This window comes from Brevibacterium oceani (assembly GCF_013623835.1).
GTDB classification, from domain to species: Bacteria; Actinomycetota; Actinomycetes; order Actinomycetales; family Brevibacteriaceae; genus Brevibacterium; species Brevibacterium oceani.
Window position 1 is genome coordinate 13,320 of record NZ_JABKDE010000009.1, and the last position, 13,424, is coordinate 26,743.

A 13,424-nucleotide genomic window follows, 5' to 3' on the forward strand; every position below is an offset into this window, starting at 1 on the left:
CCCTAGCCGAAGTGTTCGGCCCGGAAGGTCTGGGCGATGTCGAGGACCCGGTCGAGCGCTTCGTCCTCGCCGATGCTGATGCGCACCCCGACACCGAGGTTGCGCACCGCCACTGCCTGTTCGACGCAGGCGTCTTCGAAGGCGGAGGACTTCTCACCCAGCGGCAGCCACACGAAGTTCGCCTGAGCCTCGGGCACGTCCCAGCCCTGTTCGCGCAGTGCCTGGGCGAAGTCGTCACGGGTCGCGGCGATCAAGCGGGCACGTTCGAGCACCTCATCCCAGTGCTTGAGCGATTCGACGGCGGCGGCCTGGCTGAGGTCGGTGACACCGAAGGGGATGACGGCCTTGAGCAGGCCGGTGATGACCTGCGGGTGGGCCACTGCGTAGCCGACGCGCAGTCCTGCCAGGCCGTGGGCCTTGGAGAAGGTGCGCAGCAGCACGAGGTTCGGGTGGTCCTTGACCAGTTCGAGTCCGCGGACGCGGTCGGGGTCAGTGGCGAATTCCCAGTACGCCTCGTCGAGGGCGACGAGGACATGGTCGGGGACCTCGTCGAGGAAGGCGCGCACCTCGGCGTCGGTGAGGACCGGACCGGTGGGGTTGTTCGGTGAGCAGAGGATGATGAGGCTCGTCCGGTCGGTGATCGCTCGCGCCATCGCCGGCAGGTCGTGGCGGCCGTCGGCGGTCAGCGGCACTTCGATGCGTGCGGACCCGGCGAGCCCGGTCGTCTGCGGGTACATCTCGAACGACGGCCACGGGTAGATGGCTGCGGTGCTCGCGTCCGAGGTGATCTGGGTCAGAGCCACGAGCAGTTCGGAGGCTCCGGTGGTCACGGCGAGTTCATCGTTCCCCACGCCGAGGCGGTCGGCCAGTCCCTCTCGCAGCGTCAGAGCCGCGTCGTCGGGGTAGTGGGCTGGGTCCGTGGCGTGGGCGACCATGGCCTCGAGCACCGCGGGCAGGGGTGGGAGGAAGTTCTCGTTGGAGGAGAGTTTGAATGACCGCAGTCCGTCGACCTGCCGCGGGGGCTTGCCCGGAATATAGGGCGGGAAGGTGTCGAGGGCGGTCCGCAGGCGCGGCGTCGACGGAGCAGGAGAAGAGGGGTTCTCGGCGTTCATGCCCTCATGATGTCACAGGCGCATGGGCGGACGATCGCGTGGGAGTCCCGTCCGCGGCGAATCGTTCTCGCGCCCGGATTCGGACCGAGGCCGTCTCGTCCGACTCACCACGGTTTGTCCGGTGAGGACCGTCCGCCGTTGCCGCCGGGACCCTGCTGTTGCTGTTGTCGGTCGGAGTCCTCGGCGCGCTTCTCCAGCTCCTCCCGCTTCTTCTCGCGTTCGGATCTGCCCTCGGATGCCTTCGAGTCATCCGATTGGTCGGAGTTCTCCTCCTCGGACTTCTTGCCATCTCCGTCGGAGGACCTGTCGTCGGACTCCTGATCCTTCGAATCCTCGTCTTGGGAGTCGCCACTCGAATCGCTGTCGTCGGTGCCGTCGTCCTTGGCCTGCTCGCCCTTCTTCTTGTCTTCGACGCGGTCCTTGGCCTTCTCGCTCTTCTGCTTCTCCTCGCTCTTCTTCGGCTGGCATTCTTCGGGTGCCTCGTCGAGAGTCTTGAGCGAACGGTCGTAGAGTTCCTGCGACTGGTCGGGATCCTGAGACGAGATCTCATCGGCCTGCTTCTCGTAGACGAAGGACAGGTTGATCCGGACCGCGCATTCGGCGGAGGTCGGTGCGATCTCGAGCGCGGCTTCGAGATCGGCCTGAGCCTCGTCGTAGTCGCCGACGGCCGCCTCGGCGGTGCCGCGATTGAAGTAGCCGATGTGCCGTTGGAGGGGGCTGAGCCGCAGGAACGCTGTCGCTGCCTTCTTCGCTCCGGGGAAGTCGTTCGAGGCGTAGCGGACCTGGGAGGCGGTGCCGAAGTACGCGGTCAGACCGACATAGGCGGCAACGAGGGTGAACACCGTGCCGAGGATGAGGTTGATCTTCGTGATCCGGCGCAGTCGCGACCACAGGCGTCTGATCCGGTTCATCGGGGGCCTCCTCGCTGGCCGGGCTGCACGGGTGGGGCAGACTGCACGGGCTGGCCGGGCACCCCGCCAGGTCCGGGTCCTACAGGTCCGGGTCCTGCAGGCATGCCGCCTGGCCTCGGCTGGTAGGGAACATTCCCGGGTCCGGGAGGACCGCCTCGGCGTGGGCGTGGGGGAGTGATCGCCTTGAGGCGGAGGTATTCGCGGACGCCGAAGACCAGTTCCACGGCGATCCAGGCGAAGACGAGGATGAGGGGAACCCAGAAGTACTCGTCGACGGTGACTCGGCCGTCCTTCTTCACCAGGGCCTGGTCGTACTTCGGGGCGGTGTAGACGCTGGAGATCTCACCCTTGCCGTCGCGGTGGTGGTAGTCGACGCCGAGGTCGGAGGCGATCCGTTTGAGGTTTCCCTCGTCGATCTTCGAGATCCCCGGATTGCCGTTGCCGTCGACGATGTAGTCATCGTGGTCGGCACCGTTCGTGTCATCATCGCCGCCGAGGCCCGGTTCGTCCCCGCCGGTGCCGTCGCCGACACCGGTGCTGTCGCCGACACCGGAGCCGAAGGGCTGCGAATCCCGCATCTTCCCACCGGCTGCGGTGCCGTAGCCGAACACCGCTCCGCTGTCGATGCGGGAGGCGAAGGACGACCACGAGTCGGGGCCCTGGTCGACCGTCTGCTCACCGTCGCCGAAGTAGAACACGACGCTCTTGTTGTCGGGTCGGTCGTCGGAGTTGGCGCTCATGCGCTTGTCGAGCTCGTCTCCGGCCTCGGTGATCGATGACCCCTTCGAATTGACTGAGGTCTCCGGGGTCAGCACGTCGACGGCGGAGGCGAAGGCGGTGTGATCGGTCGTCAGCGGCATCACCGTCGCCGCGGTCGAGGCGAAGGTGATGATGGACAGGCGGGTGCCGGGGAACTCGTCGGCAAGCGCGAGCATGTCCTCCTTCACCCCGTCGAGACGGGTCCGGTCTCCGTCGAAGTCCTCGGCGGCCATCGACGTCGTCGTGTCGACGACGAAGTACACGTCCGCTTGGGCCTCGTACTCCTCGGTGGTCGACTTGATCGGAATGCCGGGGCGGGCGAGTGCCACCGCGAGGATCGCGACGACGCCCATCCGGGCGAACCATTTCCACCGCGGACCGTCGCCGCGGACGGCGGGAATGATGCACACCGTGAGCAGGGCGAGGACGATCAGGCCCCAGCCGAACCAGGTGAAGACGGGATCGAAGATCATGATTTCGTCCTCCATGCCAGGACGAAGACTCCGGCGAGTCCGAACACGGCGAGGCCGAGCGGGATCGCCGGCATGTCGTGGACGATCGTGTAGGAGCGGCCCGGGGTGTTCTCGGCCTCCTGGCTCTGGATCTCCTCGACGATGCGGTCGATGGTCGAGGCCGAGCCCATGTCGAACTGCTTGCCGCCGGTGCGGTCGGAGACCGATTTCAGCTCTTTCGTCTGCGTCGTCGTCAGGATCGAGGGCGGGGACAGGCTGTAGACGCGCACGTCGGCATCGACGGCGATGTCGGCGGCCTCGTTGAGGTCGAACAGCGGATCACCGGCGAGCATGTTGTCCGTGGCGAAGACGATCGACCTGGACCGCTTCTCGTCCTTCCGGTCGAAGTTGTCGACGCAGCTGACCAGCCCGTCGCCGATGAGGGAGGACCCGCCGATGTTCGGAGGCGAGGTCGACCACGAATAGTCGGTGCCCTCCGAGCCCCAGGTGCGGAAGCCGTCCTCGGCCTCGGCGAGGAAGTTCTCCACCATGTCGTAGTCGTCGGTGAGTGGGAATGCCGAGACCGCTGTGGCATTGAAGACGGTCATGCCGATGCGTTCTCCGTCGAACCGGTCGACGAGCTCCTGATAGGCCTCGAGCAGGTCTGCGTCGTAGCCGAGCATCGAGCCGGAGACATCGAGGCAGAGCATGACGTCGCGCAGCTTCTTCTCCGGATTGACGGTTTCGATCCAGGCGGGGCGGGCGATGCCGGCCAGGGAGGACAGACCGGTGAGGACGATGACGCCGAGGAGGGCGACCGTGGTGAGCAGGCGGGTGCGCATGGCTCGGCGGAAGCTCGGCAGGCTCGTCATCCGACCGCTGTGGGCCACGGGCAGCGACGACGCCGTGGCCTTCGGACGGCGGAAGAACCAGACCGTCGCAACGGCGAGGACTGCGAGGATCAGGGCCAGCCACCAGAACATCAGGACCATCGGGCCACCAACTTCCTGGCATCGGCGATCTGCGCGTGCAGGTCCGCCGGTTCCGTTTCTGCGAACTCGGCTTCGTAGAGGCCGAGCAGACACGCGGCGAGGTCGTCGAGTCCGGCGACCGCGGCATCACGATAGGTCAGGTGCTCGGACTTCACACCCCAGGCGTCATGAGCGAAGTCGCGGACGATCTTCGCCAGCGACCGCGCCGAATCGCGGACATCCGCGTTCTCCGAGTCCAGATCCGACTCCACGTTGGAGATGCGTGAGAAGTAGGTGCTGCGCACCGGGATCGGGATGCGCGGACCGCCTGCTCCGGTGGCCCCGGCGGCGAGCCGGATGAGCGGGGCGAAGAAGTTGCCGGCGACGATGAGCAGCACGAGGATCACCGCGACGTACCAGGCGGGTGAGATCTGCAGCGGACCGACGAGTTCAGCGGGGCCCACGGCGGTGCCTCAGCAGAAGGGTGTGGAGTCGGCCCAGGGCCGACTTCGGATGATCGATCTCGGTGTGGGCGATGCCCAGCTTCGCGAGAAGGTCGATGCGATGCTGTCGGCGGGCCGCCTCGGCGAGGGCGAATTCCTGTCTCACCAGCGGTTTCGTCATCACCGCTGACGGCAGTCCATGATCGGGGCGGGCGACGTCGAACGGCGCCGAGGCGGCCGGCAGTCCCGCGAGATCCGCGTCGGTGACCGTGATCCACAGGACCTCGTGCTGGGCGCGGAGTCGACGGATCGTCGCCTCCTCGTCGGGGCCCAGCGGGGCCTGGTCGGAGATGACGACGAGCAGCATCCGATGGTTGATGTGGCTGCTGATCCACTGCAGCTGGGTGTTGATCGACCCGGGGGAGTCGGTGCCCGCTTCTGCGAGGATCTGCTGGAGGAGGTGCTCGAGGTGGGCTTCGCTGCCCTTCCGCGGGGAGGCGGTCGTGCGTTCGGCGCTGCCGTGGATGAGCATGACATCGTCGCCGTGGCGCACGGCGAGGTAGCCGATCATTCCGGCCATGAGGATCGCCAGGTGGCGTTTGTCCGCTCCCGCCGAGGTCACGGCGTCGAAGTTCCGTGAGGTGTCGACGACGAGGCCGAGGATGTGCCTGCGATGGGCGACATAGCGTTTGACCAGGGGCTCGGTGTGGCGGGCCGTGGCCTTCCAGTCGATGTCGCGGATCTCGTCGCCGGGGATGTAGTCGCGCAGATCATCGAAGTCGAGGCTGTGGCCGTGGAACACCGAGGAGTAGTCGCCGTCGAGGAGGCGACGGGTGCGCCGGTGGGCGTGGATGGTCATCCGCGCCTTGATGCGATTGAGCAGGGCAGTCATCGTCGCAGCCGATCAGGGAGTGGGCACGGCCATGAGGAGGGCATCGACGACCTGGGCGCTCGTGATGTTCTCGGCGGCTGCTTCGAAGTTGAGCTGGATGCGGTGAGCCAGCACCCGGTGGGCGAGGTCCTTGATGTCTTCGGGGATGACGTAGTTACGGCCGCGGATCATTGCGAGTGCCCGACCGGCGTTCGTGAACGCGATCGAGGCGCGCGGGCTGCCGCCGTATTCGATGAAGGGGGCGTAGCGGCCGAGGTACTTCGCCGTGTTGCGGGTCGCATGGACGAGTTCGACGAGGTAGCGGGTGATCGCGGGGTCGATGTAGATGGTGCGGGCATAGCGCTGCATGGTCACCACATCGTCGAGGCTGCACGCCGGTTCCGGCACCGAGTCCTTGTCGAAGACGCCGGAGTCGAGTCGGGTGAGGATCTCGACCTCTTCGTTCGGGTTCGGATGGGTGAGCAGGTCCTTGATCATGAACCGGTCGAGCTGAGCCTCGGGCAGCTGGTACGTGCCTTCCTGCTCGATCGGGTTCTGCGTGGCCATGACGAGGAACGGGCGGGGGAGTTCGAAGCGCTGACCGCCGATGGTCGTCTGCTTCTCCTGCATCGCCTCGAGCATCGCCGACTGCGTCTTCGCCGAGGACCGGTTGATCTCGTCGAGGAGGACGATGTTCGCATGGACAGGTCCGAGCACCGTGTTGAACGACCCCTCATGGGCGTTGTAGATCTGCGAGCCGATGATGTCGGCCGGCAGCAGGTCAGGGGTGCACTGGATGCGGGAGAACTTCCCGTCCACGGCATTGGCCAGGGCCGCCGCGGCCGTGGTCTTCGCGAGCCCCGGGACGCTTTCGAGGAGCAGATGGCCCCCGGAGAGGAGCCCGATGAGCAGGGATTCGCGCAGACGCTGCTGACCGACGACGAAATGGTCGAGATAGGACTCCAGCCCCTTGAGGATGGTCTGCGCGTGTGCGATCTCCTGGGTGTTGGCCGGTGCGGTCGCGGTCATAGTCCCCATGCCTCTCGATTCGTTGCGGTGTGGTCTCCAGCATATTGGTTGGCACTGACGTGAGACAGCCCACGACGTGTCAGTGCTGACACATGGTGCGGCTGCCGGCGATATCGGGCCCGGGGCACACCGCGAACCTGTCGTGGACAGTCTCCGATCCTGCGCCTGCTCCAGTCTCCGTGTCAGTGCCGATCTGTAGCGTTGACGGGACCGATCGAGGGCGGTGGACCGAACGCATGAGCGGAGGTGGTGGAAATGGTCCCGACACACCCACAGGCAGAAATTTTTTCTGTGGACAGCGGTGGAAAACTGCGTCGGGAAATCGGTGGAAAAAAGGTTCGTTCGCCGCTGTCCCCAGTGTCCTCGCAGGTGATCGAACTACATGGGTGTCGTTCACAGCCTGTGGACGACTGTGGACGGTGCGCACACAGGGGTGTGGACCGTCGAAATGACACTGGTGTAACACTGGATATAGGGGTAAGGTCATACCCGAACACAACATCTAGTGGTCGCCCCTGGGCCTGCACGTCGTGATCTTCATCATGATTCGGCAGGCGGAAGGCCCGATCACGCCACACAGAACGCGGAAGCCGCAAGGCAGAATTGAGGAGTCGCCATGATCACCGTGTACACCAAGCCCGCTTGTGTCCAGTGCAACGCCACCTACCGTGCGCTCGATGCCAAGGGACTGAAGTACAAGTCGGTCGATCTCAGCGTCGACGAGAACGCCCTCGACGTCGTCAAAGCCATGGGTTACATGCAGGCGCCCGTCGTCGTCACCGACAACGATCACTGGTCGGGTTTCCGCCCGGACAAGATCGCCACCCTGACCGGCGAGCAGTCAGCGTCCGTCGTGGCCTGAAATGCTCCTGGTCTACTACTCCAGCAGCTCTGAGTTCACCCACCGCTTCGTCGGCAAGCTGCGGCATCCGGCTCTCCGGATTCCGCTGCTGACAAAGCAGGAGACGCTGAGGGTCGACGAACCGTTCGTCCTCGTGACTCCGACCTATGGGGCGGGACGCAACCAAGGCGCCATCCCCAAGCAGGTCATCAAATTCCTCAATAACGAAGAGAACCGACGACACCTCATCGGTGTCATCGGCGCCGGAAACACGAACTTCGGCGAAGATTACTGTCGCGCGGCCAAGAAGGTCGCCGTCAAATGTCAAGTACCCCTCATGTACCGAGTCGAGCTCCTGGGAACCCCGGAGGACGTCGATGCGGTGAATCTAGGATTGGACAAACTGTGCGCGAGCTCGCTGAAGACCGCAATGTAGAGGACATCATCCGCGAAGAGACGGATCTGGACTACCACGCGCTCAACGCCATGCTGAACCTGTATGACGAGAGCGGACGGATCCAGTTCGAACGTGACAAGCAGGCTGCCCGGCAGTACTTCCTCCAGCACGTCAACAACAACACCGTCTTCTTCCACGACCTCAAGGAGAAGCTCGACTACCTCGTCGAGAAGGACTACTACGAGCCCGAGGTCCTGGAACAGTACTCGTTCGACTTCATCGAGGCGCTGTCGAAGCGCGCCTACGATCAGAAGTTCCGGTTCCAGACCTTCCTGGGCGCCTTCAAGTTCTACACCTCCTACACACTGAAGACCTTCGACGGAAAGCGCTACCTCGAACGCTTCGAGGACCGCGTCGTCATGGTCGCCCTGTTCCTCGCCCGCGGCGATGAGACGCTGGCGACCCAGCTCGTCGACGAGATCATCACGGGTCGGTTCCAGCCGGCCACCCCGACCTTCCTCAACGCCGGCAAGAAGCAGCGCGGAGAGCTCGTCTCCTGCTTCCTGCTGCGCATCGAGGACAACATGGAGTCGATCGGCCGGTCCATCAACTCCGCCCTGCAGCTGTCGAAGCGCGGCGGCGGCGTGGCCTTCGCTCTGACGAACATCCGCGAGTCGGGTGCCCCGATCAAGAAGATCGAGAACCAGTCCTCCGGCGTCATCCCGGTCATGAAGCTGCTCGAGGACTCCTTCTCCTACGCCAACCAGCTGGGCGCCCGTCAGGGCGCAGGTGCCGTGTATCTGCACGCCCACCACCCGGACATCTACAGCTTCCTCGACACCAAGCGTGAGAACGCCGATGAGAAGATCCGGATCAAGACCCTGTCCCTGGGCGTCGTGATTCCCGACATCACCTTCGAGCTGGCCAAGCGCAACGAGGACATGTACCTCTTCAGCCCCTACGACGTCGAACGCGTCTACGGCATGCCCTTCTCCGACGTCAGCGTCACGGAGAAGTACACGGAGATGGTCGACAACGCCTCGATCAAGAAGAAGAAGATCAACGCCCGCGAGTTCTTCCAGACCCTGGCCGAGATCCAGTTCGAATCCGGGTACCCGTACGTGATGTTCGAGGACACCGTCAACAAGGCGAACCCGATCGACGGCAAGATCATCATGTCCAACCTGTGCTCGGAGATCCTCCAGGTCTCCGAACCCAGCCGGTACGACGCCGACCTCGGCTACGACGAGATCGGCAAGGACATCTCCTGCAACCTCGGTTCGCTCAACATCGCCCTGACGATGGACTCGGAGGACTTCGGGCAGACCGTCGAGACCGCGATCCGCGGGCTCACCGCCGTCGCCGAGACCTCGGACATCCAGTCCGTGCCCTCGATCGCCCGCGGCAACGACATGTCCCACGCGATCGGGCTGGGCCAGATGAACCTCCACGGCTACCTCGCCCGCGAGCACGTGTACTACGGCTCCGACGAGGGCCTGGACTTCACGAACATGTACTTCTACACCGTCGCCTACCACTGTGTGCGGGCGTCGATGGAGATCGCGAAGGAACGCGGCACCACGTTCGCCGGCTTCGAGCGGTCGAAGTACGCCACCGGCGAATACTTCGACAAGTACACCGATGAGGCGTGGGTTCCGCGCACCGAGCGGGTCGCACAGCTCTTCGCCGAGGCGGGAGTGCACATCCCGACGCAGGACGATTGGCGCGAGCTCAAGGCCCAGGTGGCCGAGCACGGCATCTACAACCAGAACCTGCAGGCCGTGCCGCCGACCGGTTCGATCTCCTACATCAACAACTCGACGTCGTCGATCCACCCGGTGGCCTCGAAGATCGAGATCCGCAAGGAGGGCAAGGTCGGGCGCGTGTACTACCCGGCTCCCTTCATGGACAACGACAACCTCGAGTACTACCAGGATGCGTACGAGATCGGGTACGAGAAGATCATCGACACCTACGCTGAGGCCACAAAGCACGTGGACCAGGGCCTGTCGCTGACGCTGTTCTTCATGGACACCGCGACCACCCGTGACATCAACAAAGCGCAGATCTACGCATGGCGCAAGGGCATCAAGACCATCTACTACATCCGGCTCCGGCAGCTCGCGCTGCAGGGCACGGAGGTCGAGGGCTGCGTCTCCTGCATGCTGTGATCATCGAATCCGGCGAACCGATGCGAATCGGTCCGCCGGATTCGTGCGGGGCCGGCTCCGATCTTGCGGACAATGGCCCGGCCGCATCGGCCGATCGTCTGCGCAGCAGACCGCTCAAACTCAGCACGAAGACGACTTCGTGACTTTTGCAGAACACGACTTTTCGGGAAGAGGGAAACCCTTGGAGAATCTGACTCTGGCCTCGCATGTCGACGCCATCAACTGGAACCGCGTCGTCGATCCGATCGACGATGAGGTGTGGGATCGACTGACGGGCAACTTCTGGCTGCCGGAGAAGGTTCCGCTGAGCAACGACATTCCCTCCTGGGCCACCCTGACCGAGGACGAGAAGACGCTGACGATGCGCGTGTTCACCGGTCTGACGCTGCTCGACACGATCCAGGGCACGGTCGGTGCGATCTCACTCATTCCTGACGCCGTCACGCCGCACGAAGAGGCAGTGATGACGAACATCGCGTTCATGGAGAGCGTGCACGCGAAGTCGTACTCCTCGATCTTCTCCACCCTGTGCTCGACGAAGGAGATCGACGAGGCCTTCCGCTGGTCGCGGGAGAATTCCTTCCTGCAGTCGAAAGCCGACATCATCCTCAGCTACTACCGGGGTGACGATCCGCTCAAGCGCAAGGTCGCCTCGACGCTGCTCGAGTCGTTCCTCTTCTACTCCGGCTTCTACCTGCCCATGTACTGGTCGGCGCATGCGAAGCTGACGAACACCGCCGACCTCATCCGGCTCATCATCCGCGACGAAGCCGTGCACGGCTACTACATCGGCTACAAGTACCAGAAGGGGCTTGAGTCGCAGTCCGAGGAGCGCAGGCAGGAGCTCAAGGACTACACGATGAACCTCATGTTCGAGCTCTACGAGAACGAGGTCTCCTACACCCACGACCTCTACGATTCGGTGGGGCTGGCGGAGGACTGCAAGAAGTTCCTCCACTACAACGCCAACAAGGCGCTGATGAACCTCGGCTATGAGGCGATGTTCCCCAAGGAGGTCACGGACGTCAATCCGGCGATCCTCGCGGCGCTTTCGCCCGGCAGCGATGAGAACCACGACTTCTTCTCCGGTTCGGGTTCGTCCTATGTCATCGGCAAGGCCGAGAACACCGAGGACGAGGACTGGGACTTCTGATCTGACGTCATCGCGGATCGCACAGAGGTCCGGGGTCGCAGCTGTCTGCGACCCCGGACCTTTTTTCAACGTTCACGCCGCCGGACAGGCAGCCTCACGGCCGGGCCGACAATCGGCCGGGCAGACAGTCTCACGGACGGGCAGACAGCCCCACAGCCGGGCAGACAATCGGCCGGCTGAGCCGTGGAACTGCGTCTGGAACGAATCCGCCCTGACCACAAGACATGGGGCTTTGAATACTTCCGTATGAACGAGCAAACGCCCACTCGCTGCGTAAAACCCGGCAGCAAGTGGGCGTTGTCGTGACCTGTGTGGATCAGGCGGCGGCCATCGGCGTGACCTCACGCAGCGAGGTGCCCGTGAAGAGCACGATGCGACCGGTCGCATCCTCGATGGTGACTTCGCCGGGAGCCTGACCGCTGATCCTGGGATCGATCATCCCTGCGTGTGCGAGTCCGCGCTGGACCCACTGTGGGAACTCAGACATGGGTTCCCTCCTTTCTTCAGTTGTGAATAGCGGCAACGACGCGCACTATTCCTCAGGTTGTCTAGTCGGCGATGGGTAGTCGCCGATGGGGATCTGCAGTTCGAAGAGATACAGTGTCCGGATCATTCATCCGAAATGATGAACCAGGATCGGAGCCTGCGACTCAAATGGATTGTCGGCAGGAGCAACGCATCGATCGGTTCGATGAATGCGGACAGCTTCGAACGCAAACCACTATCATAGCCGTCCATGACCGCCACTGTCCATTCGAGGTGGTGGAGCCCACAGAAGCAGGCGTCGAGGCGCGTCCCTACTGACCGCACGGCCCAGGCCGCGTGTGACACGCGATTCGCGCACACACATTCCCCTCGCCGAGGTTGCGCGGCCGCGTCGAGATGGCTCAGCGACGGCCCTGCAGCCTCCCGCGCAGCCTGACCCACAGCACCGCTGTGAGGATGAGCAGGACAACGCCGGCACCGAGGAGGCCGAGTGCCAGGGGGTTGTCCATGGCTGCGCCCAAGGACCGGGAGGCGAGGGAGGAAGAAGCCTGGCCGTCTCCGTCATCGTCTGCGGAATCCTTCGCCGAGGCGGCCGTTTCGTCCTCGTCCCCGCCGGCGTCCCCGCCGCTGCTCGGTGCCGTGGGCTTCGCCTCGGCGGTGGCCTGCACGCCCACGGGGACGGTCTGCAGGGACTTCGGTTCCTTCTGCGCGAAATCCCATTCGAGAAGATCCACGGCGACCTGCCTCGAGTTGTTGTCGATGCCGAGCATCGTCGCAACCACGCGGTGACCATCGCGTTCCGCGACAGCCACATAGGAGCCCTTCGCGGCTCGAGTGAACCCGTTCTTCAGCCCCAGACCGCCGTCGACCTGACCGACGATCTTCGTGTGGTTCTGGATCTCGTAGCCTTTGAACTTCTCTTTCGTCTGCGGGTTCTTCCCGCCCGGGAATTTGAACGTCTCCGTCCCGATGACCTTCATCAGGTAGTCGTCCTCGCACACCGCCCACGCAAGCTTCATGAGGTCTTCGGCGCTCGTGTACTGGCCCTTGGCGTCGAGGCCCGAGGTGTTCGCCGCATGGGTATTCGACATGCCCAGTTCCGCGGCCTTCTGGTTCATCAGCGACACGGCCTTCTTCTGCCCGCCGGCGGCTCGGCCGAGGGCATTCGCGGCATCATTGGCACTCGACATGAGCATCGCGTGGAAGAGCAGGTCGATGGTGTATTTGTTCTTCTGCATGAGGCCGACCTTCGTCCCGTCGATCTCCATGTCTTCGAACTCGGCCGTGACCTTCTTCTGCTTGTCATCGAGGACGTCGACGAGGGCCAGCGCAGTCAGCAGCTTGATCGTCGAGGCAGGAGCATGCCTTTTCTCCACGTTCTTCGCCACGTGCAACTCACCGGAGTCGAGGTCGCCCACGAGCCAGGAGGTGCCCGTCGGCTTCGGGGCCTTAGCTCCGTCGCCGAGGTCGTCGGGACTCACATATGCCGGTGCCGTCTCTTCGCCGGTCGGAGTCGTCGCCGAGGCGGCGGGGGAGAGGACCAGCTGAGCAGCGACAAGCGCGAGGGTCAGCAGTGCGGTGGCGACCGACAGGAACCTCGGCTGCCCGAAACCGGACACGGGTCCGTCGGCGGTCGCAGTCGCAGACCTCGGTGTCGATACGGTCGTCGGGGAAGCAGTGGAGCCGGTGGAACGCATGCGCCCCAGTCTACTTTCGCCTCGAGACGCCCGTATTCAGGTTTCCCTCACCGGCGGGCCCAGTGTCCGCGGCTATCCGGCCCATTCTGCGCTGGGCAGCCCAGTTCCGAACCTGGGCTGCCCAGCGCAGA

13 protein-coding genes are annotated in these 13,424 nt (G+C 64.2%); 4 read left to right on the forward strand and 9 right to left on the reverse strand.

The genetic code is table 11. The features are described from left to right. Positions 1 to 2: 2 nt before the first annotated feature. The 7 genes from HK401_RS17365 to HK401_RS17395 form a co-directional block, all read right to left on the reverse strand. Positions 3 to 1,112, reverse strand: a complete 1,110-nt coding sequence (locus HK401_RS17365) for a histidinol-phosphate transaminase (protein ID WP_181275914.1) — start codon at positions 1,110 to 1,112, stop codon at positions 3 to 5. A 104-nt stretch (positions 1,113 to 1,216) separates the two neighbouring features. Continuing rightward, a complete protein-coding gene (locus tag HK401_RS17370; protein ID WP_181275915.1) occupies positions 1,217 to 2,023 on the reverse strand; it encodes a tetratricopeptide repeat protein in 807 nt (268 codons plus the stop codon). Continuing rightward, positions 2,020 to 3,255, reverse strand: coding sequence for a vWA domain-containing protein (locus HK401_RS21110; protein ID WP_181275916.1), 1,236 nt, complete (start codon positions 3,253 to 3,255; stop codon positions 2,020 to 2,022). The genes HK401_RS17370 and HK401_RS21110 overlap by 4 nt, the downstream gene beginning before the upstream one ends. Then, positions 3,252 to 4,226 carry a vWA domain-containing protein gene (locus HK401_RS17380; protein WP_181275917.1) on the reverse strand — a complete coding sequence of 325 codons (975 nt, stop codon included), beginning with the start codon at positions 4,224 to 4,226 and terminating at the stop codon, positions 3,252 to 3,254. The genes HK401_RS21110 and HK401_RS17380 overlap by 4 nt, the downstream gene beginning before the upstream one ends. After that, entirely contained in the window at positions 4,217 to 4,669 is a 453-nt protein-coding gene (locus tag HK401_RS17385; protein ID WP_181275918.1) for a hypothetical protein, read from the reverse strand. Before HK401_RS17385 ends, HK401_RS17380 begins: the two co-directional genes overlap by 10 nt. Beyond that, positions 4,656 to 5,540 carry a DUF58 domain-containing protein gene (locus HK401_RS17390; RefSeq protein ID WP_181275919.1) on the reverse strand — a complete coding sequence of 295 codons (885 nt, stop codon included), beginning with the start codon at positions 5,538 to 5,540 and terminating at the stop codon, positions 4,656 to 4,658. Before HK401_RS17390 ends, HK401_RS17385 begins: the two co-directional genes overlap by 14 nt. A 12-nt stretch (positions 5,541 to 5,552) precedes the next feature. Beyond that, positions 5,553 to 6,548 (reverse strand): AAA family ATPase, encoded by a 996-nt coding sequence (locus HK401_RS17395; protein ID WP_181275920.1) that lies wholly within the window; start codon positions 6,546 to 6,548, stop codon positions 5,553 to 5,555. A gap of 616 nt (positions 6,549 to 7,164) precedes the next feature. Between HK401_RS17395 and nrdH the strand changes: the two genes are divergently transcribed. The 4 genes from nrdH to nrdF all read left to right on the forward strand — a co-directional run bounded on the left by nrdH (position 7,165) and on the right by nrdF (position 11,110). Next, the gene (gene nrdH, locus HK401_RS17400; protein WP_025778731.1) at positions 7,165 to 7,410 is read left to right on the forward strand and encodes a glutaredoxin-like protein NrdH; all 246 of its coding nucleotides are present in this window, start codon (positions 7,165 to 7,167) and stop codon (positions 7,408 to 7,410) included. 1 nt (position 7,411) lies between these two features. Then, positions 7,412 to 7,825, forward strand: a complete 414-nt coding sequence (gene nrdI / locus HK401_RS17405) for a class Ib ribonucleoside-diphosphate reductase assembly flavoprotein NrdI (RefSeq protein WP_181275921.1) — start codon at positions 7,412 to 7,414, stop codon at positions 7,823 to 7,825. 5 nt (positions 7,826 to 7,830) lie between these two features. Next, complete coding sequence (gene nrdE / locus HK401_RS17410; protein ID WP_309136042.1) at positions 7,831 to 9,957, forward strand: class 1b ribonucleoside-diphosphate reductase subunit alpha; 2,127 nt, start codon at positions 7,831 to 7,833, stop codon at positions 9,955 to 9,957. Between the two features lie 181 nt (positions 9,958 to 10,138). Beyond that, complete coding sequence (nrdF, locus tag HK401_RS17415) at positions 10,139 to 11,110, forward strand: class 1b ribonucleoside-diphosphate reductase subunit beta (protein WP_181275923.1); 972 nt, start codon at positions 10,139 to 10,141, stop codon at positions 11,108 to 11,110. Positions 11,111 to 11,426: 316 nt separating this feature from the next. Here nrdF and HK401_RS17420 read toward each other — a convergent pair whose 3' ends face one another. Next, entirely contained in the window at positions 11,427 to 11,597 is a 171-nt protein-coding gene (locus tag HK401_RS17420; protein WP_181275924.1) for a hypothetical protein, read from the reverse strand. Positions 11,598 to 11,997: 400 nt separating this feature from the next. Further along, entirely contained in the window at positions 11,998 to 13,293 is a 1,296-nt protein-coding gene (locus HK401_RS17425; protein ID WP_181275925.1) for a D-alanyl-D-alanine carboxypeptidase family protein, read from the reverse strand. Positions 13,294 to 13,424 lie beyond the last annotated feature (131 nt).